Origin of the sequence: Streptococcus chosunensis, from assembly GCF_003626515.1 — a bacterium.
Taxonomy (GTDB): Bacteria; Bacillota; Bacilli; order Lactobacillales; family Streptococcaceae; genus Streptococcus; species Streptococcus chosunensis.
In genome coordinates this window covers 811940-834599 of sequence record NZ_RBCK01000001.1, presented here as the reverse complement: position 1 = coordinate 834599, position 22660 = coordinate 811940, and the positions used below count along the sequence as shown (strand labels likewise).

The window sequence follows — 22660 nt, the reverse complement described above, 5'->3', positions numbered from 1 at the left end:
AGTCAGCAGGAAAGAAAGTCTTATGGCGTTCTTCAAGCGAGCTTGGGATAGTGGGAGCCAAGTAGGGCAAAATAAGGAACTGGCGCTTTCTGTAGCATTTTTAAAAACAATGAAGTAATAAATTAGGGTGGAACCGCGTTTCTGACGCCCCTAGTCGCAAGGCTTGGGTGTTGAAATTCGGTTCTTTTTGAATTTCGTCTAATGCCTAAGTAGAAAGGAGATTAATGCTTAAAGGATCTTGTTTATGTAAAACAGTAACCTACACTCTAGATGAGGAATTATCGGAATTAGTGTTTTGCCATTGCTCATTCTGTCGGAAAGCAACTGCGTCTGCCTATACAGTTAATGCTAAAGTTAGCAGTGAAAAGCTAGTATTGCATGGAAAAGAAAAGCTTGTTTCCTATAGTTCTTCTCCAGGAAAACAGCGTTATTACTGCCAGAACTGTCATAGTCAAATTTTCACTGTTCAAGAAAATATACCAGAAGTCTGTGCTTTGAAATTAGGTACAATAGATGAATGTGATCAGAATTTACAAACTGTTCCCAAACGTCATATTTTTCAGGATCCAGACTTTTCTTGGTTGCTTGATAAATCCATCTAAAAAGATAATATAAATTAAAGGAGTAAATAATGTCTAAAAAATTGACTTTCCACTGCATCAATGGCAGAGGCCTCCTTACAGTCGGGCTGCCCCACGCTCAGCACTAGAGTGCCTGAGCTAGACGCAGTACTAACTCGTCTTGCCTCGTATGATCGACGAGGCAGACTCGTGTCGCAAGTAATTTATATAAAAAGGAGTATTCAATGTCTAAGAAATTAACATTTCAAGAAATTATTTTGACTTTGCAACAATTTTGGAATGACCAAGGTTGTATGCTTATGCAGGCTTATGATAATGAAAAAGGTGCGGGAACAATGAGTCCTTACACTTTCCTTCGCGCTATCGGACCTGAGCCATGGAATGCGGCTTATGTAGAGCCATCACGTCGTCCTGCTGACGGTCGTTACGGAGAAAATCCTAACCGTCTTTACCAACACCACCAATTCCAGGTGGTCATGAAGCCATCTCCATCAAACATCCAAGAACTTTACCTTGAGTCTTTGGAAAAATTGGGAATCAATCCTTTGGAGCACGACATCCGTTTTGTTGAGGATAACTGGGAAAACCCATCAACTGGTTCAGCTGGTCTTGGTTGGGAAGTTTGGCTTGACGGTATGGAAATCACTCAGTTCACTTATTTCCAACAAGTCGGTGGATTGGCAACTGGCCCTGTGACTGCTGAAGTTACCTATGGTTTGGAGCGTTTGGCTTCATATATTCAAGAAGTAGACTCTGTCTATGATATTGAGTGGGCTGATGGTGTAAAATACGGAGAAATCTTCATTCAGCCTGAGTACGAGCATTCAAAATATTCATTTGAAATTTCTGATCAAGAAATGTTGCTTGAAAACTTTGATAAGTTTGAAAAAGAAGCTGGTCGTGCCTTGGAAGAAGGATTGGTGCACCCTGCCTATGACTATGTCCTCAAATGTTCACATACCTTTAACCTGCTTGATGCGCGTGGTGCCGTATCTGTAACAGAGCGCGCAGGCTATATCGCTCGTATTCGTAACCTGGCCCGTGTCGTAGCCAAAACCTTTGTCGCAGAACGCAAACGCCTAGGCTACCCACTTTTGGATGAAGAAACACGAGCTAAACTCTTAGCAGAAGACGCAGAATAAAGAGAGTGACAAATTACGAAAATGGGCGAACAGAGTGAGCCCTGAACCAGTTGCCGCAGTGATGAAGGTATCCTTAGTGAAGCTAAGGATACTAGGCAAAATTGGAGACTTTTGGCTCCAATTTTAGCAATGAAACAACGAAGTTGGTTGCTTGCGTGCCAATCACATAAGGCAAACTGGAAAATAAAAAGATATTTTTCGGAGAAAAAACATGACAAAAAACTTATTAGTAGAACTCGGTCTTGAAGAATTACCAGCCTATGTTGTCACACCAAGTGAAAAACAACTAGGCGAAAAAATGGCAACCTTCCTCAAGGAAAACCGCCTGTCTTTTGAAGCTATTCAAACCTTCTCAACACCACGTCGTTTGGCTGTTCGTGTAACTGGTCTTGCAGACAAACAGTCTGATTTGACAGAAGATTTTAAGGGGCCAGCAAAGAAAATTGCCTTGGATAGTGATGGAAACTTCACAAAAGCAGCTCAAGGATTTGTCCGTGGGAAAGGCTTGACAGTTGAAGATATTGAATTCCGTGAAATCAAGGGTGAAGAATATGTCTATGTTACCAAGGAAGAAGTGGGCCAACCAGTTGAGAATATTGTTCCAGGTGTAGTAGACGTCTTGAAGTCATTGACTTTTCCTGTCAGCATGCACTGGGCTAACAACACTTTTGAGTATATCCGCCCTGTACACACTTTGACAGTTCTCTTGGACGAGCAAGAGTTTGATTTAGATTTCCTTGATATCAAGGGAGATCGTGTGAGTCGTGGTCATCGTTTCTTGGGAAAAGAAACTAAGATTCAGTCAGCATTGAGCTATGAAGAAGATCTTCGTAAGCAGTTTGTAATCGCAGATCCACGTGAACGTGAGCAAATGATTGTTAACCAAATCAAGGAAATTGAGGCAAAACATGGTGTACGTATCGAAATTGATGCGGATTTACTGAATGAAGTCTTGAACTTGGTTGAATATCCAACTGCCTTCATGGGAAGTTTTGATGCCAAATACCTTGAAGTTCCAGAAGAAGTCTTGGTGACTTCGATGAAGGAACACCAACGTTACTTTGTTGTTCGTGATCAAGACGGTAAACTCTTGCCAAACTTCATTTCTGTTCGTAACGGAAACGCAGAGCATTTGGAAAATGTCATCAAAGGAAATGAAAAAGTCTTGGTAGCCCGTTTGGAAGACGGAGAATTCTTCTGGCGTGAAGACCAAAAATTGGTGATTTCAGATCTTGTTGAAAAATTAAACAATGTCACCTTCCATGAGAAGATTGGTTCCCTTCGTGAGCACATGATTCGTACGGGGCAAATCGCTGTACTTTTGGCAGAAAAAGCTGGTTTGTCAGCGGATGAAACGATTGACTTAGCTCGTGCAGCAGCCATTTACAAGTTTGACTTGTTGACAGGTATGGTTGGCGAATTTGACGAGCTCCAAGGAATTATGGGTGAGAAATATGCCCTTCTTGCTGGTGAAACTCCAGCGGTGGCAGCTGCTATTCGTGAACACTACATGCCTACTTCAGCTGAAGGAGAACTTCCAGAGAGCAAGGTTGGAGCCATTCTAGCCATTGCAGACAAATTGGATACGATTTTGAGTTTCTTCTCAGTAGGCTTGATTCCATCAGGTTCTAATGACCCTTATGCCCTTCGTCGTGCGACCCAAGGTGTTGTTCGTATCTTGGATTCCTTTGGTTGGCACATTGCTATGGACGAGCTGATAGATAGCCTTTATGCATTGAAATTTGATAGCTTGACTTATGAAAATAAGGCAGAGGTTATGGATTTTATCAAGGCTCGTGTTGATAAGATGATGGGTTCTACTCCAAAAGATATCAAGGAAGCCGTTCTTGCAGGATCAAACTTTGTTGTGGCGGATATGTTGGAAGCAGCAAGTGCTCTCGTAGAAGCAAGCAAGGAAGAAGACTTCAAACCATCTGTTGAATCACTTTCTCGTGCCTTTAACTTGGCTGAAAAGGTAGAAGGAGTTGCAACAGTTGATTCAGCTCTCTTTGAGAATGACCAAGAGAAAGCCTTGGCGGAAGCAGTAGAATCACTTATTTTATCAGGATCTGCCAGTCAGCAATTGAAACAACTCTTTGCTCTTAGCCCAGTCATTGATGCATTCTTTGAGAATACCATGGTTATGGCCGAAGATCAGGCTGTCCGTCAAAATCGTTTGGCTATCTTGTCTCATTTAACTCAAAAAGCAGCTAAACTTGCACGTTTTAACCAAATCAATACCAAATAAAATCTGTTAAACGGATTAAATCCTATCATAAAGGAGAGAAACATGGATCCTAAAAAAATTGATCGTATCAACGAGCTTGCCAAAAAGAAAAAAATAGAAGGCTTGACCCCAGAAGAAAAAGTAGAACAAGCCAAACTACGTGAGGAGTACATCGAAGGTTATCGTCGCACTGTTCGTCACCACATCGAGGGAATAAAAATTGTGGATGAAGAAGGAAATGATGTTACACCAGAGAAACTACGTCAGGTACAACGTGAAAAAGGTTTACATGGCCGTAGTCTCGATGATCCAAATTCATAATAAGTATTCTTTCTTTTAATAAGGATAGATAAAATAATAACCAAAAGACTAGCAGTTTTTGTCTGCTAGTCTTTTTTCGCTAAAAAAGGAACCAATATGGTTCCCAAAACTATTATTAGTTACTTGCGCCAGATGTAGCGTCTGCGCCACCACCGTGGCCTCCAGCATCACCTGCATCAGAAGCTCCAGATGTAGCATCTGCATCGCCGTGACCATGTCCGCCAGCAGGAGCTGCAGCATTTCCACCAACTAGACGTTGACCAGTTGTATTAAGGTACCAGTCAAGCCATGGTTGGAAATTAAAGATGATTTCATTGATTCCAGCATATGAACCATCTGGATAGTACATTGCTTGGTAATTATGGGTATTAATAACACCTTCAGGTGTTCCTGGTACAATTGTACGGACATATTCTTGGTCCCCATTACGCAATACGCCGACAACCCATTCAACGTTTTTCATTCTAGAATCTGGCAATGTACCGTGTACTGTTCCTAATCTATTTCCTGATTGAGCACGGACACGTTTACCAAACATTGTATCTGGGTCTTGGTGTGCGTTATTAAAGTACAAGAATTGATTATTATCATCTGCAAATGTCAATTCAAATGGCATTGCTTTCAAGAACATGTCAAGTTGGTTAACTGTCAAGATACCGTGGTCTAATTTAACGTAAGTATCTCCAGAAACAGCTCCAACAAGTTCAGCAGCTTTTTCTACCCATTCAGGATCATCTGGATCAACACCTTGGATAGTAGTTGCAATTGAATTTGTACAATATAAATCTTCTGGCTCAATTGGTTTTGGTTTTTTCAATTTTGAAACGACTCCCACATATTTTACAAAGTTGTCCAAGCATGTTTCAAGGAAATTAACAGTTCCTTCATTCGTGATATTTCCATTAACATCAAAAGCTTCTTTAGCTTTACCAAGAAGGAATTCATTTCCTGGAAGAGTGTAGGCATTGACACCTGGAGCGTCAAGAATCTTACGAAGGTGAACTTGGGCACGAGAAGTACCTTGGTCGTAGTAAGAAGCTCCCACAATCATGACTGGTTTGTTTTCAAATGGATGAACCTCGTATGAAAGCCATTCAAGAACTGATTTAAGAGAAGCTGAGATTGTGTGGTTGTGCTCAGGAGTAGCAATAATGACACCATCAGCACGCGTAATTCTGTTATACAAGAGACGCAATTGGAAGCTTTCGTCCCATTTTTCGTCTTGGTTAAACATTGGAACTTCATCAATTTCGAGAACTTCTAATTCAAATTTGAGTTTGAAGTGACGACGGATGAATTCCAAGAGTTTACGGTTATATGATTGATCGTAGTTTGATCCTACAAGTCCAACAAATTTCATTCTTTTTGGTCTCCTATCTTACAAATTTTCCCAGTCAAAGTCTTCAGCATCTTTGCGAAGTAGGGCTTGTGCGTTGCGCAATTTTTCTGTAATTTTTACAAAGATACGGAAGTCGTCAAAAGTGGCATCTAATTTTTTGATAACATCAAGATCCACTAGATCTCCACTTGGATTGAAGGCTTGAAGAGAATGTGAAAGCAAGAATTCATCTGGAAGGACACTTGCTTTGATTTCTGGGGCATTCAAGATTTGGCGAAGTTGTAATTGGGCACGTGATGAACCAAGCGTACCATATGAAGCACCTGTAATCATGATTGGTTTGTTCAAAAGTGGGTAAATACCATATGACAACCAAGCAAGAGCGCTCATCAAAACAGCTGGGATAGAGTGGTCATACTCAGGAGTACCAATAATAACGCCATCTGCCTCTTCAATTTTAGCAGCAATTTCTAAAATTTCAGCAGGTACTTGCTTGTCAGCTGGTTTGTTGAAGACAGGAATGTCTTTAATTTCAACAAGTTCAATTTCAGCTTTTTCAGCAAAGTGTTTTTGCATGTATTGAAGCAATTGACGGTTTGTAGAACGTTTTGAATTTGTTCCAACAATAGCAATAAGTTTTAACATGAGATTTCCTTTCTCTTTTTACATAATACAATTTTAAAACTCCATTGAAACAGTTGTTTCTATAGAGTAGGAATTCCTGAAGAACAGCTTAGGTGACCTTCCTTATCGATGAGGATAGCTTCGATGCCCTCCAAACTTTCGACTTGCCAGAGGATAGAAGCAGGTCTTTCTCCAAATAGACGAGTTGTCCAGATTTCACCATCAACTGATTTATCAGAGATGATTGTTAGACTCGCTAGTTCCGTTTCAACAGGATAACCTGTTTGGCTGTCAAAAATGTGATGGTAATCTTTTCCATCGACAGTCAGGTGACGTTCATAAATGCCTGAAGTCACGACAGATTTATTGACAACAGGGATGGTCATTAAGTGATTTCCCCTCGGATTGGCTGGGTCTTGAATCCCGATTTGCCAAGACTGATTTCCTCTTGCCTGATTTTTTCCAATGGTCAGGATATTCCCTCCCAGATTGATCAAGGCAGATGTCACTCCCTCTTCTCTCAGAAATTGAGCAACCTTATCCGCACTATACCCCTTGGCTAAACAACCAAGATCGATCTTCATTCCTTTCTGTTTCAAGAATACAGTGGAAGTGGAAGAATCTAACTCGATAGAGTGAGGATTGATTAAAGGTAGAATCGATTCAATTTCTTGAGGTTGGGCCACTTTGGCATCTGAAAAACCGATACGCCAGGTTTGAATCAAGGGACCAATGCTGATGTTGAGATGACTAGAGGGCGCTAGGCTATGTTCTAATCCAAGTGAAATCAATTCAAATAAATCAGGATGAACCTTGACTGGAGCTATCCCAGCTTGATAATTGATTTCCATCAACTCAGATTCTTGGCTATTGGCATTGAAACGGTACTCAAGCTCTTTGAGTAAATCAAAGGATTTTTGGAGCAAGATATCGGCTTGCTCATCTACTAATGAAATAGTAATAGTAGTCCCCATTAGCCGTTCGGAATGTGAACTAAGAGGCAAGCTACCAACTCCTTTCTCTTATGAAAAGAAGGCTGAAATATAGTAAATTTATATTAAATTTAACCCCTTACATTTTCTTTCCATGATACTAGCATACCATAAAGTCAGCGTTTTCACAAATAAAATTTGTAAACTTGTCAAGAAATATGCTCAGAAAAAAAGAGTAATTGTAAGAAAGACTGATAAAATACAGATTATTTACATTTTTTTACAAAAAAATCGGGAAAATTAACTAAACTCTTGTAAACGCTAACAGTAAATGTTATACTAGAAGAGTAAATTTAAAATTGAAGGTAGGAATTTTTCTATGAGTAAAATCGTTGTAGTTGGTGCTAACCACGCTGGTACAGCATGTATTAATACTATGTTGGATAATTTTGGAAATGAAAACGAAATCGTTGTATTTGACCAAAACTCTAACATCTCTTTCCTAGGATGTGGAATGGCCCTTTGGATCGGGGAACAAATCGACGGTGCTGAAGGCTTGTTCTATTCTGATAAAGAAAAATTGGAAGCTAAAGGTGCTAAAGTCTACATGAACTCACCAGTTCTTTCAATTGACTATGATAACAAAGTAGTTACAGCAGAAGTTGATGGAAAAGAGCACAAAGAATCATACGAAAAATTGATTTTTGCTACAGGTTCTACACCAATCTTACCACCAATCGAAGGTGTTGAAATTGTCAAAGGAAACCGCGAATTTAAAGCAACTCTTGAAAATGTACAATTCGTTAAATTGTACCAAAACGCTGAAGAGGTGATTCACAAATTGGCTGACAAGAGCCAACACCTTAACCGTATTGCCGTTGTTGGTGGTGGTTACATCGGTGTTGAACTTGCTGAAGCCTTTGAACGTCTTGGAAAAGAAGTTATTCTTGTTGATATCGTTGATACTGTCTTGAACGGTTACTATGACAAAGACTTCACTCAAATGATGGCGAAGAACTTGGAAGACCACAACATCCGCTTAGCTCTTGGTCAAACTGTTAAAGCAATCGAAGGTGACGGTAAAGTTGAACGCTTGATTACTGATAAAGAAACTTTCGATGTGGATATGGTTGTTCTTGCTGTTGGTTTCCGTCCAAACACAGCCCTTGCTGATGGTAAGATTGAACTCTTCCGCAACGGTGCTTTCCTTGTAGATAAAAAACAAGAAACATCTATCCCAGGCGTTTACGCTGTTGGTGACTGTGCGACTGTTTATGACAATGCTCGTAAAGATACTAGCTACATCGCCCTTGCTTCAAATGCTGTTCGTACTGGTATCGTTGGCGCTTACAACGCATGTGGACATGAACTGGAAGGAATCGGTGTTCAAGGTTCAAACGGTATCTCAATCTATGGTCTTCACATGGTTTCAACTGGTTTGACTCTTGAAAAAGCAAAAGCTGCAGGTTACAATGCGACTGAAACTGGCTTTAACGATCTTCAAAAACCAGAATTCATGAAACATGATAACCATGAAGTAGCCATCAAGATTGTCTTTGACAAAGATAGTCGTGAAATTCTTGGTGCACAAATGGTTTCACATGATTCTGCAATCAGCATGGGAATCCACATGTTCTCACTTGCTATCCAAGAGCATGTGACAATTGATAAATTGGCATTGACAGACCTATTCTTCTTGCCACACTTCAACAAACCATACAACTACATTACAATGGCTGCACTTACAGCTGAAAAATAATATTTGATGAACTATCTGGCCTTAAGTGAAGGTCAGATAGTTTTTTAGTCATTCTGTACCCATACAATTTTGATTTTTTTATCTTGTGATTCATTCTAATCTAACTTAAAATGAAATGGTAGCTACCAATACAAATGATGAGGATAAACAAATGACTGAAAATCGTTATGAATTAAATAAAAACTTGGCGCAGATGCTCAAAGGTGGGGTTATCATGGACGTTCAGAATCCTGAACAGGCCCGCATTGCAGAAGCTGCTGGTGCGGCTGCTGTAATGGCCTTGGAGCGGATTCCGGCTGATATTCGTGCAGCTGGTGGGGTTTCCCGTATGAGTGATCCAAAGATGATTAAGGAAATCCAAGAAGCGGTTAGCATTCCAGTAATGGCCAAGGTCAGAATCGGGCACTTTGTTGAGGCTCAGATTTTAGAGGCTATTGAGATTGACTATATCGATGAGAGTGAAGTTTTATCTCCAGCAGATGACCGTTTCCATGTGGATAAAAAAGAATTCCAAGTTCCTTTTGTCTGTGGGGCGAAGGATTTGGGTGAAGCCTTGCGTCGTATTGCTGAAGGTGCTTCTATGATTCGTACCAAAGGAGAACCGGGTACGGGGGATATCGTCCAAGCTGTTCGTCATATGCGTATGATGAATCAGGAAATTCGTCGTATTCAAAACTTACGTGAGGACGAACTTTATGTTGCTGCCAAGGATTTGCAAGTCCCTGTAGAATTAGTTCAATACGTCCATGAACATGGAAAATTGCCTGTTGTAAACTTTGCGGCTGGAGGTGTTGCAACGCCAGCAGATGCTGCGTTGATGATGCAATTAGGAGCAGAAGGTGTATTTGTCGGTTCAGGTATTTTCAAGTCAGGAGATCCTGTTAAACGAGCGAGTGCCATTGTAAAGGCTGTGACTAACTTCCGTAATCCTCAAATCCTAGCTGAAATCTCTGAAGATTTAGGAGAAGCCATGGTTGGTATCAATGAAAATGAAATTCAAATTCTCATGGCTGAGCGAGGAAAATAGATGAAAATCGGAATATTGGCCTTGCAAGGTGCCTTTGCAGAACATGCAAAAGTGCTAGATCAATTAGGAGTCGAGAGTGTTGAAATCAGAAATCTAGAGAATTTTCAGCAAGAACAGAGTGACTTGTCGGGTTTGATTTTACCTGGAGGAGAGTCTACAACCATGGGCAAGCTCTTACGAGACCAGGACATGCTGATTCCCATCCGAGAAGCCATTCTATCTGGCTTACCAGTGTTTGGAACCTGTGCGGGTTTAATTTTGCTGGCTAAGGAAATTACTTCTCAGGAAGAGAGTCATCTAGAAACTATGGATATGGTGGTCGAGCGCAATGCCTATGGGCGCCAATTAGGAAGTTTCTATACGGAAGCAGAATGTAAGGGAGTTGGTCAGATTCCAATGACCTTTATCCGTGGTCCAATTATTAGTAGTGTTGGAAAGGATGTAGAAATTCTAGCAACAGTTGATAATCAAATCGTTGCAGCCCAAGAAAAAAATATGTTGGTAACTTCTTTTCATCCAGAATTGACTGATGATGTGCGCTTGCACCAGTACTTTATCAATATGTGTAAAGAAAAAAGTTGAGATTGAATTTCTCAACTTTTTTACATGTAATAAACAATGGCGATGTATTGGAGGGTAGATGCAGCTAGGATAAAGAGATGCCAAATCATGTGGAAATAAGGTTTTTTCTTGGCGTAAAATCCAGCTCCAACTGTATAACAGAGTCCGCCAGTTACCATGAGACTCCAGAAAATTGGTGTCGTTTGACTGATAATGGCAGGAATGATAGCTAGAACCAACCAGCCCATAATCAGGTAAAGTGCAAGGCTAAATTTCTCATTGACTTTTTTAGCAAAGATTTTATAGAGAATACCAAAGATGGTCGTTCCCCACTGGATAGCAATAATCAGATAGCCAAACCAGTTATTCATCAAAGTCAGTACGACAGGTGTATAAGAGCCAGCAATGGCAACGTAAATCATAGAATGGTCAATGATTCTCAAGACATATTTGTGGGTTGAACCATAGGCCATAGAGTGGTAAATGGTTGACGAGAGGAACATGAGAAATAGACTGATGACGAAAATGGAAACGCCGATAGATGATAAAAATCCGTGTGCTTCATAACTATAGGTTGATGAAATAGGGAGTAAGATGAGCATGATGACTGCACCTACGGCATGGGTCACACTATTAGCAATCTCCTCTCCAAAACTAAGTTGTTTACTGAGTTTAAGACTAGTATTCATTAGATTTCCTCCTCTTCAGTATGATGTATTAAGGCCAGAGTTTGATGATAGAGTTTAACGGTTTGGCAGCTACTTTGGATAATAGGGTTAGCTGGGTCAATTCCTTGGTTCATATAGTCCACAAAAGCATTGTAGAGTTGCTCTGAACTGGCTTGACTTTGTAGAGTATTAAGTGTCTGGGCTATTTCTTGAATAGAGAATACCGACTTGAGGGTTGTGATAGCAATCAGACGGGCAATCTGTTGGCGTTGGTATTTTTTCTTGTCAGGCTTTGTCAGGTAAGCATGTTTCACATAATTATTGACCATAGATGCTGTCAGGCCCTTATCTTTATCTGGAGATACAGGAGCGCAGACTTGATTGACATAAAGTAAAACCTGGTCCAGATAGAGGTCAATGTTTGGTATTTCTTCCCATTTTGGGTAGGAATAGGTAGTTTCCATTTTCAACTCCTTTTTATCTAGTTTTAATAACTAGATTATAAAATAATAAAAATAAATAGTCAAGTTTTAACTGCTTGTGAAAAGGCTTAAATTATGCTATGATGGGAGAAACTAGTTAGAAAAGAGGACAAAAGATGGAGATTCGTTTAGCTTTTCCAAATGAAGTAGATGCCATCATGCAGCTGATTGAGGAAGCCAAGAAACGTTTAGCAGATGCTGGTAGTGACCAGTGGCAAAATGGCTATCCAAATACGGACATTATTATCGATGATATTATCTCAGGTCAAGCCTACGTAGCCTTGGAAGAGGGAGAACTACTAGCCTATGCTGCTGTGACCAAGAGTCCAGAGGTAGCCTATGAAGCTATTTATGAAGGAAACTGGCAAGCTGGTGAGTCAGAGTATCTAGTCTTTCATCGTATTGCTGTGGCAGCAGATGTCCAGGGACAGGGGGTTGCTCAGACTTTCCTAGAAGGCTTGATTGAAGGTTTTGACTATCTAGATTTTCGCTCAGATACGCATGTTGCAAACAAGGCCATGCAGCATATCTTTGAAAAACTCGGTTTTAAACAGGTTGGTAAGGTTCCAGTTGATGGCGAACGTTTGGCCTATCAAAAATTGAAGAAATAATGCAAAAGAAGTACGTAAAAAAGCTCTACTTTTCGCCAATAGGAACCTTGTCTTTGGTTGCCGACGAGCAATATCTGTATGGCATTTGGGTGCAGGAGCAGAAGCATTTTGAGAGGGGACTAGGAGATGAGACGATAGAAGCAGTTGTTAGTCATCCCATTTTAGACCCAGTTATTGCTTGCTTAGATGCTTACTTTAAAGGAAAGTCTCATGATTTATCCAACTTGCCCTTGGCTCCAATCGGAACGGATTTTGAAAAGCGAGTTTGGTCCTATTTACAGGAAATTCCTTATGGTCAGACAGTGACCTATGGACAAATAGCCCAAGAGCTACAAGTGGCTTCTGCTCAAGCAATTGGTGGAGCAGTGGGGCGCAATCCTTGGTCTATCCTAGTACCTTGTCATCGTGTGCTAGGAGCAGGCAAGCGTCTGACAGGGTATGCTGCAGGAGTGGAAAAGAAAGCTTGGCTCTTGGAGCATGAAGAAGCAGATTTTAAAGATATAAACAATAGAAAGTGAAAGACATGTTAGAATTTATCGAATATCCAAAATGTTCAACTTGTAAAAAAGCAAAACAAGAATTAAACCAACTCGGTGTGGACTATAAAGCTGTCCATATCGTCGAAGAAACACCTAGCCAAGAAGTCATTTTAAATTGGCTAGAAACCTCAGGTTTTGAGTTGAAGCAATTTTTCAACACCAGTGGAATCAAATACCGTGAATTGGGGCTGAAAGATAAGGTAGGAAGCCTGTCAAACCAAGAAGCAGCTGAGTTGCTAGCAAGTGACGGTATGTTGTTAAAACGACCCATTTTAGTAGAAAATGGAACTGTTAAGCAAATCGGTTATCGAAAACCTTATGAAGAATTGGGATTGAAATAGTTTTTATCTATCTCTTTGATAGATAAAATATATAACCTCCCTGTTTCAAAGTATGATAAACTAGTAGGTAGACAAAGTCTGTATCTGACCGTAGCAAATAATTTCATTGACGGCAGAAGTATGGTAGAATGAATCATTATCAGGAGAGGATGTTTTTATGAATGTTACAACGATTTTAGCATCAGATTGGTACCAAAACTTGATGCAATTGATTCCGGATGGCAAGCTTTTTAGCTTGCGTTCGGTCTTTGATGGAATCCCGAGAATTGTCCAACAACTTCCAATAACGATTATGTTGACCATTGGTGGTGCTCTTTTTGGCTTGGTTTTGGCGCTTCTTTTTGCCATTGTGAAGATCAATCGTGTCAAAATTTTATACCCCTTGCAGGCCTTCTTTGTTAGCTTCTTAAAAGGGACACCGATTTTGGTGCAACTCATGTTGACCTACTACGGAATTCCTTTGGCTTTGAAAGCTCTCAATCAGCAATGGGGAACTGGTTTCAATATCAATGCGATTCCAGCCGCTGCTTTTGCAATTGTCGCCTTTGCCTTTAATGAAGCAGCTTATGCTAGTGAAACCATTCGTGCAGCCATTCTCTCAGTCAATCCTGGTGAGATTGAGGCGGCACGCAGTCTGGGGATGACCCGAGCGCAAGTTTATCGTCGCGTGATTATTCCAAATGCGGCCGTTGTGGCGACTCCAACCTTAATCAATTCCCTAATCGGCTTGACCAAAGGAACTTCTCTAGCCTTTAGTGCGGGTGTTGTGGAAGTCTTTGCCCAAGCTCAGATTTTGGGTGGAGCTGATTACCGCTACTTTGAACGCTTTATCTCCGTTGCCCTTGTTTATTGGGTAGTCAATATCGGAATTGAAAGCCTTGGTCGTTTCATCGAGAGAAAAATGGCTATTTCTGCACCCGATACAGTGCAAACAGATGTGAAAGGAGACCTTCGTTAATGATTAAGATTTCGAATTTAAGCAAATCCTTTTCAGGACAGACTGTCTTGGATCATCTGAACTTGGATATTCAAAAAGGGGAAGTTGTAGCCTTGATTGGTTCTTCAGGAGCTGGAAAATCAACCTTCCTTCGTAGTCTCAATTATCTTGAAACACCTGACAGTGGCTCTATTCAGATTGATGATTTCTCAGTTGATTTTTCTAAAATCACTCAAGAAGAAATCCTTGCCCTACGCCGTAAGTTGTCTATGGTTTTCCAACAGTTTAATTTGTTTGAACGCCGAACAGCACTTGATAATGTGAAAGAAGGCTTGGTTGTTGTCAAGAAATTATCCGACCAAGAAGCAACCAAGATTGCCAAGGAAGAGTTGGCTAAGGTTGGGCTTTCAGACCGTGAAAACCATTATCCTCGTCATTTATCAGGTGGACAGAAGCAGCGGGTTGCCTTAGCGCGTGCGCTTGCTATGAAACCAGATGTCTTGCTCTTAGACGAACCAACTTCAGCCCTTGACCCAGAATTGGTTGGTGAAGTAGAAAAATCTATTGCAGATGCTGCTAAGTCAGGTCAAACTATGATTTTGGTTAGTCATGATATGTCCTTTGTAGCCCAAGTGGCTGATAAGATTCTCTTCTTAGATAAGGGGAAAATCATCGAGTCTGGAACACCGGATGAGATTATCCACCATCCTAAAGAAGAGCGGACAAAAGAATTCTTCGCTAGTTACAAACGGACTTATATTTGATATAATAGATAAAGGAAAACTCAGTTAGCTGGACTAGCTGAGTTTACTCTTTAAAAAAGATAGAAATGAGAGAAATCATGCTACTGCAACTATTTTCTTTATATTTCGAGAGTTTGATCTTGACTACCATCCTCGTCCTGATTTTTTTAGGGATTTGGATTGGACTGAGAGCCATGTCGGGAGTTGATAAGACAGCCAAGGCTCGCCAAGCCCATCTCTATGATATGATTATGATTGGGGTCTTGGTTGTTCCAGTATTATCCTTTGCGGTTATGAGTTTAATTCTTGTTTTCAAGGCATAATCCTTGCGTGATTGACAAGAAAGAGTTAGAATAAAGATAGTTACAACAAGAAAGAAGGAAACTATATGTACGATACTATTATTATCGGTGCTGGACCTGCAGGGATGACTGCAGCCTTGTATGCTGCTCGAAGCAATTTGAAAGTAGCCTTGATTGAAGGTGGTCTGCCAGGTGGTCAGATGAATAATACATCTGATATTGAAAATTACCCAGGATACGCTAATATTAGTGGGCCAGAATTGGCAGAAAAAATGTTTGAACCGCTTGAAAATCTTGGTGTTGAGCACATTTATGGTTATGTTGAAAATGTAGAGGACCATGGTGATTTTAAAACAGTGCTGACCGATGACCAAACATATGAAACACGTACAGTTATCGTAGCAACTGGTTCTAAACACCGTCCTTTGGGAGTACCTGGAGAAGAAGAACTGAACAGTCGTGGTGTTTCTTACTGTGCCGTGTGTGATGGTGCTTTCTTCCGTGACCAAGATTTGTTGGTAGTCGGTGGTGGAGATTCTGCTGTTGAAGAAGCCCTCTTCTTGACTCGTTTTGCTAAGACTGTTACCATTGTTCACCGTCGTGACCAACTTCGTGCCCAAAAAGTTTTACAAGACCGCGCCTTTACGAATGAGAAAATCAGCTTTATCTGGGATTCTGTAGTGAAGGAAATAAAGGGTGAAAACCGAGTAGAATCTGTCGTATTTGAAAATGTGAAAACAGGTCAAGTGACAGAACAAGCCTTTGGTGGTGTCTTTATCTATGTTGGATTGGACCCTCTTAGCGATTTTGTTAAAGAATTGAATATCCAAGATCAGGCTGGATGGATTGTGACAGATAACCACATGAAAACTGCAGTTGACGGTATCTTTGCAGTTGGAGATGTTCGCTTGAAAGACCTCCGCCAAGTAACAACAGCAGTTGGAGATGGAGCTATCGCTGGTCAAGAAGCTTATAAGTTTATCACCGAACATAGTTAATCATAAAAAAGTTTCCAATCAGATGACTGGAAACTTTTTTTATAGTCTATTTCGGAAAACTTCGTACATGAGAATGGCTGCAGCAACACTGGCATTGAGACTTTGAACATGTCCATTCATCGGAATGGTAATCATCTCATCAACCTGTTTTTTGATGTTGCTAGAGATGCCTTTTCCTTCATTTCCGATGATGAGGGCGATTTTCCCTTTTGTATTCCACTTGTGGCAAGGAGTCCCATTCATATCCGTTCCAAAGGTCCAGAATCCTTCATCCTTGAGTTTGTCCAGAGTTTGGCTCAGGTTGGTTACTCGAGCAATTGGAACGTGCTCAATAGCACCTGTTGCTGTTTTAGCAACGACAGGAGTAACTCCGACAGCACGGTGCTTGGGAATGATGACTCCGGAAACATTGGTCGCATCAGCGGTTCTTAAGATGGAACCTAAGTTGTGAGGATCAGTTAACCCGTCCAGAATCAAAAGCAAAGGATTTTCTTCTTGGCGTGTTTTGGCAAGAATGTGATCTAGCTCGCTATAGGCAAATTCAGATACTCGTAGAACAAAACCTTGGTGGACAGCACCTTCAGTCATCTCAGAGAGGGATTTTTTTGAAGTCCAAGAAATGGAGACCTTCTTTTCTGTAGCCAGTTCCTTGACTTTCTCAACGTTCTTACCTCGGAGATCTTCTTGGAGATAAAGTTTGTTTCCTGTGTTTGCAAGGAGGGCTTCGGTAACGGCGTGGACGCCATAGACAATATCATTTGTTTTCATGCCTCTATTATAACACAAAACCCCGTCTTGCAACGGGATTTTCTTTATTCTAGAATTAGTAAACCATCTTTAACTGCAAATGGGTCTTTTTCATTGATACGGTCGTAAAACATGATTCCGTTGATGTGGTCAATTTCATGCTGAACAACGATGGAGTTGTAGCCTTTGAGCTTGATACGGTGTTTTTCGCCGTCCTTGTCAAAGTAGTCAACAGTAACGCGAGCATGGCGAACAACATAGCCAGGCACATTGCGGTCAACAGAGAGGCAACCTTCTCCTTCGCCAAGAGCAGCGTCTTGAACAGAGTGAGAGACGATTTTTGGATTGTACATAATGGCTTGTAAGTCGTAGGCTTCCTGCGGAGTTTCACCTTCTTCAACAATGTTTGGTACCAAAACAGCGATAACGCGTTTTGAGATATCTAATTGAGGAGCAGCAAGTCCAACCCCACCGCGTAACCCCATTTTTTCAGCCATGACAGGATCTTGGGAATGTTTAAGGAATTGCATCATCTTTTCGCCAAGGATGATTTCTTGGTCAGACAAGGGAAAAGTGACTTCCTCAGCAACCGCGCGTAGAGTTGGGTTCCCCTCGCGGATAATATCGTTCATATCAATTAAGTGAGCAGCTTTTGTAATACGTTCTATTGCAGACATTTTCTCTCCTTTCATTACCTCTACATGATATCACAAAATGACAAGGATTGAAAGCATTACGGCATCGAGCTTTTATAGAAAATGCCTAGTAGATTCAATTCAATTGTGAAAGAATTACTTATCTATGATATAATAAAAAGAAAAGGCTTGCATTAGAAAGTAGGGAGAATAAAGATGCAAAGAAGACAAGATAGACATAAACGTGGACCAGTTTTTCGTTTTATGAGGAGTTTTGTAAACTTTTTTAGGAGTTATCGAAAGTGGAGCAATAAGGGATTTGTTGCGATACTCTTGCTAGCAGTTGCTTTATCAATGGGCTTGGTCTTGCTGTTTGAAAGTTTCCAAGGAATCCCCTTGACCAGTCAAAAAAAGGATGCCATTTCTAAAGAAGCAAATAAGACAAATCAAAAATCTAAAGATCAGGAAGAAGAAACAAGTGCTCGTATTATGGCCCATGGAGATTTACTTTACCATGATATTATCTATATGTCAGCTAAAAAGGAAGATGGCAGCTATGATTTTCATGAGAATTTTGAGTATGTTAAACCTTGGCTCAAACAGGCTGATTTGGCCATAGGTGATTTTGAAGGAACTATTAATAAAGATCATTATTTAGCGGGGTATCCTTTATTTAATGCTCCTGGTCAAGTAATGGATGCTATTAAAGATGCTGGGTATCATGTTTTAGATTTAGCCCATAATCATATTTTAGATTCGCAAATTGAAGGAGTTATTTCAACAGCAGATTCTATTGAAAAGGCAGGAATGACACCTATTGGAGTTTATACGCACGAGTCACGTGATCAAGCTCCACTCGTTATCAAGGAAGTGAACGGTATCAAGGTTGCACTTTTGGCTTATTCTTATGGATTTAATGGAATTGAGCAAAGTATTTCTCAAGAAGATTATAATCGCTATCTTTCAGACCTAAACGAAGATAAGATGAAGGCTGAAATTGAGCGTGCAGAGAAGGAAGCGGACATTACTGTTATCATGCCTCAGATGGGTGTTGAGTATCGCATAGAACCGACTGAAGAGCAAAAGGCTTTATACCACAAGATGATTGAATGGGGAGCGGATATTATCTTTGGAGGCCATCCACACGTAGTTGAACCATCTGAGATTGTTGAAAAAGATGGAGACAAGAAACTCATTATCTATTCAATGGGGAACTTCATTTCTAACCAACGTATTGAAACAATGACTGGTGTAGACAATGCTAAGTGGACAGAGCGTGGTGTTCTTATGGATGTAACTGTCAAGAAAAAAGATGGACAAACAACTATTGACACAGCTAAAGCTCATCCAACTTGGGTCAATCGAACACCAAAGGGAACCTTTTCACCAGAAGGATATCCCCTATATCATTATCAAACCTATATCTTAGAAGATTTTATCGAGGGTGGCAGTCATCGTGATCAGTTAGATGAAGCGACTAAGGAACGAATTGATGCAGCCTATAAAGAAATGAATGAACATGTAGGGTTGAAGTGGGATTAACTTGAATTCAGAGGAAAGTAAATGACGATTAAAGTAATTGCGACCGATATGGATGGGACCTTGCTGGATGCTAGAGGCCAGCTTGATCTTCCACGCTTGGAAAAGATTTTAGATCAGTTGGATCAAAGGGGCATTCGTTTTGTCATTGCGACAGGGAATGAAATTCATCGCATGAGGCAACTACTGGAGCACTTGGTGGATCGAGTGGTTCTGGTGGTTGCCAACGGTGCTCGTATTTTTGAAAACAATGAACTGATTCAGGCTCAGACTTGGGATGATGTCATTGTCGATAAGGCCTTGGCTTATTTCGAGGGTCGATCGTGTCAGGATCAGTTTGTTGTAACGGGGATGAAGGGTGGTTTCGTCAAAGAAGGTACGATTTTTACAGACCTTGAAAGTTTTATGACTCCAGAAATGATTGAAAAATTCTACCAGCGGATGCAATTTGTGGATGAATTAACCTCTGACCTCTTTGGTGGTGTTCTCAAGATGAGTATGGTTGTTGGTGAGGAACGTTTGAGTTCGGTTTTGGAAGAAATCAATGACCTCTTTGATGGCCGCGTTCGGGCTGTATCGAGTGGCTATGGTTGCATTGATATCCTTCAAGCTGGAATTCATAAAGCATGGGGCTTGGAAGAATTACTCAAGCGCTGGGACTTGAATCCCCAACAAATCATGGCTTTTGGTGACAGTGAAAATGATGTTGAAATGCTTGATATGGCTGGAATTGCTTATGCGATGGAAAATGCTGATGATAAAGCCAAAGCTGTGGCGACTGCTCTAGCGCCAGCCAATAGCCAAGGAGGAGTTTACCAAGTCTTGGAAAACTGGTTAGAAAAAGGAGAATGAAGTGGCAGTACAGTTATTAGAAAATTGGCTCCTAAAGGAACAGGGGAAAATCCAAACCAAGTATCGTCACTTAAATCAGGTTTCTGTTGTAGAGCCAGACATTCTTTTTATTGGGGATTCCATTGTCGAATATTTTCCTCTGCAGGAACTATTTGGGACTTCGAAGACGATTGTCAATCGAGGCATTCGAGGTTATCAGACAGGGCTGTTACTAGAGAATCTAGATGCGCATCTTTATGGTGGAGCAGTAGATAAAATTGTCCTTTTGATTGGGACAAATGATATCGGAAAAGATGTGCCTGTGAATGAGGCTCTCAATAATCTCGAAGCTATCATACAATCCATTGCTCGCGATTATCCATTGACTGAGATTAAACTGCTTTCTATTTTGCCAGTCAATGAGGGAGAGGAGTATAAGCAGACAGTCTATATCCGCACGAATGGAAAAATTCAGAAATGGAATCAAGCCTATCAAGAGCTTACTTCTGCCTATATGCAGGTAGAATTTGTGCCAGTTTTTGATAGTTTGACAGACAAGGCAGGTCAACTCAAAAAAGATTATACAACTGATGGGTTGCACCTTAGTGTTCCCGGTTATCAGGTTTTGACCAAAGCTTTGAAAGACTATCTTTTGTAGTTAGTTGATTTCCTTTTTGCATTTTTGTGTTAGATAAGGTATAATGGTTTTACTGTCTTTTGGGGTCGTTACGGATTCGACAGGCATTATGAGGCATATTTTGCGACTCGTGTGGCGACGTAAACGCTCAGTTAAATATAACTGCAAAAAATAATACTTCTTACGCTCTAGCTGCCTAAAAACCAGCAGGCGTGACCCGATTTGGATTGCTCGTGTTCAATGACAGGTCTTATTATTAGCGAGATACGATCAAGTCTTGTCTAGCGGCTTGATAAGAGATTGATAGACTCGCAGTTTCTAGGCTTGAGTTATGTGTCGAGGGACTGTTAAACTAATACATAACCTATGGTTGTAGACAAATATGTTGGCAGGTGTTTGGACGTGGGTTCGACTCCCACCGGCTCCATTATTCCTTTGCATTCTTTTGCATTCCTTGGTAAAACGTTGTTAATCAACGTTTTTTGTTTTTGTCTTTGGTATTCCTTTGCAAAAAAGAATACAACATTTTGTTGTATCCTAAATATTAAATCAAGTCCTGAATTTTCTTAAGTTTTTATCATATTTTCTGTTATAATTAAGGTGCCTTAAGAAAAATAATGAAAAAACTAAATGTTTTTCATATAGTTTTCATTGTTTTAATAGTTTAAAGTCAATCTTATTTTTCTCTAATAGAAAATAATGAAAAAGTAGGTTTAGAAAGAGGTAAGTATCTATGTCTTCTCATAAAAAAGTGTCACTCTCTGAGATTAATCAATCTATCGATACTCCAAATAACAATCATTTCTGGCAAAATTTAAATGCCTTTTTAGGTCCGGGTGCTCTTGTCGCAGTTGGTTATATGGATCCAGGAAACTGGATTACCAGTGTAGTCGGTGGTGCTTCCTATAAGTATAGTCTCTTGTTTGTTATCTTGATTTCATCTCTCATTGCCATGCAACTTCAGCAGATGGCAGGAAAGCTTGGTATTGTAACCCAGATGGACCTGGCTCAAGCAACGGCTCATCATTCACCTAAATGGCTTCGTTATAGTCTATGGGTGATTTTAGAATTAGCCTTGATGGCGACAGATCTGGCAGAAGTTCTAGGTTCAGCGATTGCTCTCAATCTTCTCTTTAAGATTCCGATTATGATAGCAATTCTCTTGACCGTGTTGGATGTTTTTCTCTTATTGCTTCTGATGAAATTTGGCTTTAAGAAGATTGAAGCTATTGTGACAACACTGATTTTAACCATTCTAGCAATTTTTACCTATCTGGTAGCTTTGTCACATCCAAGCTTCCAAGGAATCGTTGAGGGTTATCTACCGAATGCAACCTTATTTGAAAGTCCCTTGCCAGGGCATGAAAGTCAATTAACCTTGGCACTAGGGATCGTGGGAGCAACGGTTATGCCCCATAACCTCTATTTGCATTCTTCCTTGTCACAAACTCGGAAAATCAATCACAAGGACAAGAATGATGTTCGAAAAGCCGTGCGCTTTATGACCTGGGATTCAAATCTCCAATTATCCTTGGCCTTTGTGGTTAACTCCCTTCTATTAATTCTCGGGGCGGCTCTCTTTTTCGGCCATGCATCTGAGATTTCTGCCTTCTCTCAAATGTATAATGCCTTGCAGGATTCTACTATTGCAGGAGCTATAGCTAGCTCGACCTTATCAACCTTGTTTGCCTTGGCTTTATTAGCCAGTGGTCAAAATTCGACAATTACGGGTACCTTGACTGGACAAATCGTTATGGAAGGTTTCTTGCATATGAGATTACCTCAATGGTTCATTCGTTTGGCAACTCGTCTCTTTGCCTTGTTGCCTGTCATGATTGTAGCGGTTCTGTTTGGTCATCAGGAAAAAACATTAGATCAGTTATTGGTTTATTCACAAGTCTTTCTTTCGATTGCTCTTCCATTTTCAATCTTCCCACTGATTTATCTAACTTCTAAGAAATCACTGATGGGAGAATTTACCAATGCCAAATGGAATACCATCCTTGGCTATATCGTTTCCATTATCTTAACAATTCTCAATGTGAAATTGTTATTTGATATTTTCTAAGAAATTCACCCGAGTTATAAAACAAGCATATAAGAAAAAAGATACCCAAGATTTCTTGGGTATCTTTTT

Annotated in this window: 25 protein-coding genes and 1 other RNA gene; 19 read left to right on the top strand and 7 right to left on the bottom strand. The window is 40.4% G+C overall.

Annotated features, from left to right (window positions below):
* Positions 1 to 224 precede the first annotated feature (224 nt).
* From D7D54_RS04025 to D7D54_RS04010, 4 genes are all read left to right on the top strand, one after another.
* On the top strand, positions 225 to 602 hold the full coding sequence (locus D7D54_RS04025; protein WP_120718862.1) for a GFA family protein: 378 nt from the start codon (positions 225 to 227) through the stop codon (positions 600 to 602).
* A 203-nt stretch (positions 603 to 805) separates the two neighbouring features.
* Positions 806 to 1723, top strand: a complete 918-nt coding sequence (gene glyQ / locus D7D54_RS04020; RefSeq protein ID WP_000038736.1) for a glycine--tRNA ligase subunit alpha — start codon at positions 806 to 808, stop codon at positions 1721 to 1723.
* Positions 1724 to 1934: 211 nt separating this feature from the next.
* Complete coding sequence (glyS, locus tag D7D54_RS04015; protein ID WP_120718861.1) at positions 1935 to 3971, top strand: glycine--tRNA ligase subunit beta; 2037 nt, start codon at positions 1935 to 1937, stop codon at positions 3969 to 3971.
* Positions 3972 to 4013: 42 nt separating this feature from the next.
* The gene (locus D7D54_RS04010) at positions 4014 to 4271 is read left to right on the top strand and encodes a DUF896 family protein (RefSeq protein WP_020903505.1); all 258 of its coding nucleotides are present in this window, start codon (positions 4014 to 4016) and stop codon (positions 4269 to 4271) included.
* Between the two features lie 115 nt (positions 4272 to 4386).
* Here the strand turns inward: D7D54_RS04010 and D7D54_RS04005 are convergent, their stop codons facing one another.
* The 3 genes from D7D54_RS04005 to D7D54_RS03995 are packed head-to-tail and all read right to left on the bottom strand — an operon-like array spanning position 4387 to position 7238.
* Entirely contained in the window at positions 4387 to 5631 is a 1245-nt protein-coding gene (locus tag D7D54_RS04005; protein WP_020903506.1) for an NAD(P)H-dependent oxidoreductase, read from the bottom strand.
* 18 nt (positions 5632 to 5649) lie between these two features.
* A complete protein-coding gene (locus D7D54_RS04000) occupies positions 5650 to 6255 on the bottom strand; it encodes an NADPH-dependent FMN reductase (protein ID WP_000915951.1) in 606 nt (201 codons plus the stop codon).
* Positions 6256 to 6314: 59 nt separating this feature from the next.
* Positions 6315 to 7238: an FAD:protein FMN transferase gene (locus tag D7D54_RS03995; RefSeq protein ID WP_120718860.1), complete on the bottom strand. Its 924-nt coding sequence runs from the start codon at positions 7236 to 7238 to the stop codon at positions 6315 to 6317.
* A 307-nt stretch (positions 7239 to 7545) separates the two neighbouring features.
* Here D7D54_RS03995 and nox point away from each other — a divergent pair, with 307 nt between their 5' ends.
* The 3 genes from nox to pdxT all read left to right on the top strand — a co-directional run bounded on the left by nox (position 7546) and on the right by pdxT (position 10534).
* Positions 7546 to 8925, top strand: coding sequence for a H2O-forming NADH oxidase (gene nox / locus D7D54_RS03990; RefSeq protein WP_120718859.1), 1380 nt, complete (start codon positions 7546 to 7548; stop codon positions 8923 to 8925).
* Positions 8926 to 9076: 151 nt separating this feature from the next.
* The gene (gene pdxS, locus D7D54_RS03985) at positions 9077 to 9952 is read left to right on the top strand and encodes a pyridoxal 5'-phosphate synthase lyase subunit PdxS (RefSeq protein ID WP_120719027.1); all 876 of its coding nucleotides are present in this window, start codon (positions 9077 to 9079) and stop codon (positions 9950 to 9952) included.
* Positions 9953 to 10534 (top strand): pyridoxal 5'-phosphate synthase glutaminase subunit PdxT, encoded by a 582-nt coding sequence (pdxT, locus tag D7D54_RS03980; RefSeq protein ID WP_120718858.1) that lies wholly within the window; start codon positions 9953 to 9955, stop codon positions 10532 to 10534.
* A gap of 20 nt (positions 10535 to 10554) precedes the next feature.
* On the opposite strand, the gene trhA is transcribed toward pdxT, so the two are convergent.
* Entirely contained in the window at positions 10555 to 11202 is a 648-nt protein-coding gene (gene trhA, locus D7D54_RS03975; protein ID WP_033681380.1) for a PAQR family membrane homeostasis protein TrhA, read from the bottom strand.
* Positions 11202 to 11645 carry a DUF1836 domain-containing protein gene (locus D7D54_RS03970; RefSeq protein ID WP_120718857.1) on the bottom strand — a complete coding sequence of 148 codons (444 nt, stop codon included), beginning with the start codon at positions 11643 to 11645 and terminating at the stop codon, positions 11202 to 11204. The genes trhA and D7D54_RS03970 overlap by 1 nt, the downstream gene beginning before the upstream one ends.
* Positions 11646 to 11779: 134 nt before the next feature.
* Between D7D54_RS03970 and D7D54_RS03965 the strand changes: the two genes are divergently transcribed.
* The 7 genes from D7D54_RS03965 to trxB all read left to right on the top strand — a co-directional run bounded on the left by D7D54_RS03965 (position 11780) and on the right by trxB (position 16134).
* Positions 11780 to 12274 (top strand): GNAT family N-acetyltransferase, encoded by a 495-nt coding sequence (locus tag D7D54_RS03965; RefSeq protein WP_120718856.1) that lies wholly within the window; start codon positions 11780 to 11782, stop codon positions 12272 to 12274.
* The gene (locus tag D7D54_RS03960) at positions 12274 to 12792 is read left to right on the top strand and encodes a methylated-DNA--[protein]-cysteine S-methyltransferase (protein ID WP_120718855.1); all 519 of its coding nucleotides are present in this window, start codon (positions 12274 to 12276) and stop codon (positions 12790 to 12792) included. Before D7D54_RS03965 ends, D7D54_RS03960 begins: the two co-directional genes overlap by 1 nt.
* 5 nt (positions 12793 to 12797) lie before the next feature.
* A complete protein-coding gene (locus tag D7D54_RS03955) occupies positions 12798 to 13154 on the top strand; it encodes an arsenate reductase family protein (protein WP_000889092.1) in 357 nt (118 codons plus the stop codon).
* Between the two features lie 157 nt (positions 13155 to 13311).
* On the top strand, positions 13312 to 14112 hold the full coding sequence (locus D7D54_RS03950; RefSeq protein ID WP_001103445.1) for an amino acid ABC transporter permease: 801 nt from the start codon (positions 13312 to 13314) through the stop codon (positions 14110 to 14112).
* Positions 14112 to 14855: an amino acid ABC transporter ATP-binding protein gene (locus tag D7D54_RS03945; protein WP_000590982.1), complete on the top strand. Its 744-nt coding sequence runs from the start codon at positions 14112 to 14114 to the stop codon at positions 14853 to 14855. Before D7D54_RS03950 ends, D7D54_RS03945 begins: the two co-directional genes overlap by 1 nt.
* A gap of 77 nt (positions 14856 to 14932) precedes the next feature.
* Positions 14933 to 15157, top strand: coding sequence for a DUF4059 family protein (locus D7D54_RS03940; protein ID WP_000926599.1), 225 nt, complete (start codon positions 14933 to 14935; stop codon positions 15155 to 15157).
* A 65-nt stretch (positions 15158 to 15222) separates the two neighbouring features.
* Entirely contained in the window at positions 15223 to 16134 is a 912-nt protein-coding gene (gene trxB / locus D7D54_RS03935; RefSeq protein WP_120718854.1) for a thioredoxin-disulfide reductase, read from the top strand.
* 39 nt (positions 16135 to 16173) lie between these two features.
* Here the strand turns inward: trxB and rlmB are convergent, their stop codons facing one another.
* The gene (gene rlmB / locus D7D54_RS03930) at positions 16174 to 16902 is read right to left on the bottom strand and encodes a 23S rRNA (guanosine(2251)-2'-O)-methyltransferase RlmB (protein WP_000855742.1); all 729 of its coding nucleotides are present in this window, start codon (positions 16900 to 16902) and stop codon (positions 16174 to 16176) included.
* 44 nt (positions 16903 to 16946) lie between these two features.
* On the bottom strand, positions 16947 to 17558 hold the full coding sequence (gene def, locus D7D54_RS03925; protein ID WP_120718853.1) for a peptide deformylase: 612 nt from the start codon (positions 17556 to 17558) through the stop codon (positions 16947 to 16949).
* 174 nt (positions 17559 to 17732) lie between these two features.
* Here def and D7D54_RS03920 point away from each other — a divergent pair, with 174 nt between their 5' ends.
* From D7D54_RS03920 to D7D54_RS03900, 5 genes are all read left to right on the top strand, one after another.
* Positions 17733 to 19058, top strand: a complete 1326-nt coding sequence (locus D7D54_RS03920; protein ID WP_120718852.1) for a CapA family protein — start codon at positions 17733 to 17735, stop codon at positions 19056 to 19058.
* Positions 19059 to 19079: 21 nt separating this feature from the next.
* Positions 19080 to 19907, top strand: a complete 828-nt coding sequence (locus tag D7D54_RS03915) for an HAD family hydrolase (protein WP_020901887.1) — start codon at positions 19080 to 19082, stop codon at positions 19905 to 19907.
* A gap of 1 nt (position 19908) precedes the next feature.
* Positions 19909 to 20544 carry an SGNH/GDSL hydrolase family protein gene (locus D7D54_RS03910; protein WP_020901886.1) on the top strand — a complete coding sequence of 212 codons (636 nt, stop codon included), beginning with the start codon at positions 19909 to 19911 and terminating at the stop codon, positions 20542 to 20544.
* Between the two features lie 61 nt (positions 20545 to 20605).
* Positions 20606 to 20953: a transfer-messenger RNA gene (gene ssrA, locus D7D54_RS03905) on the top strand.
* 303 nt (positions 20954 to 21256) lie between these two features.
* A complete protein-coding gene (locus D7D54_RS03900) occupies positions 21257 to 22591 on the top strand; it encodes an Nramp family divalent metal transporter (protein ID WP_000094601.1) in 1335 nt (444 codons plus the stop codon).
* Positions 22592 to 22660 lie beyond the last annotated feature (69 nt).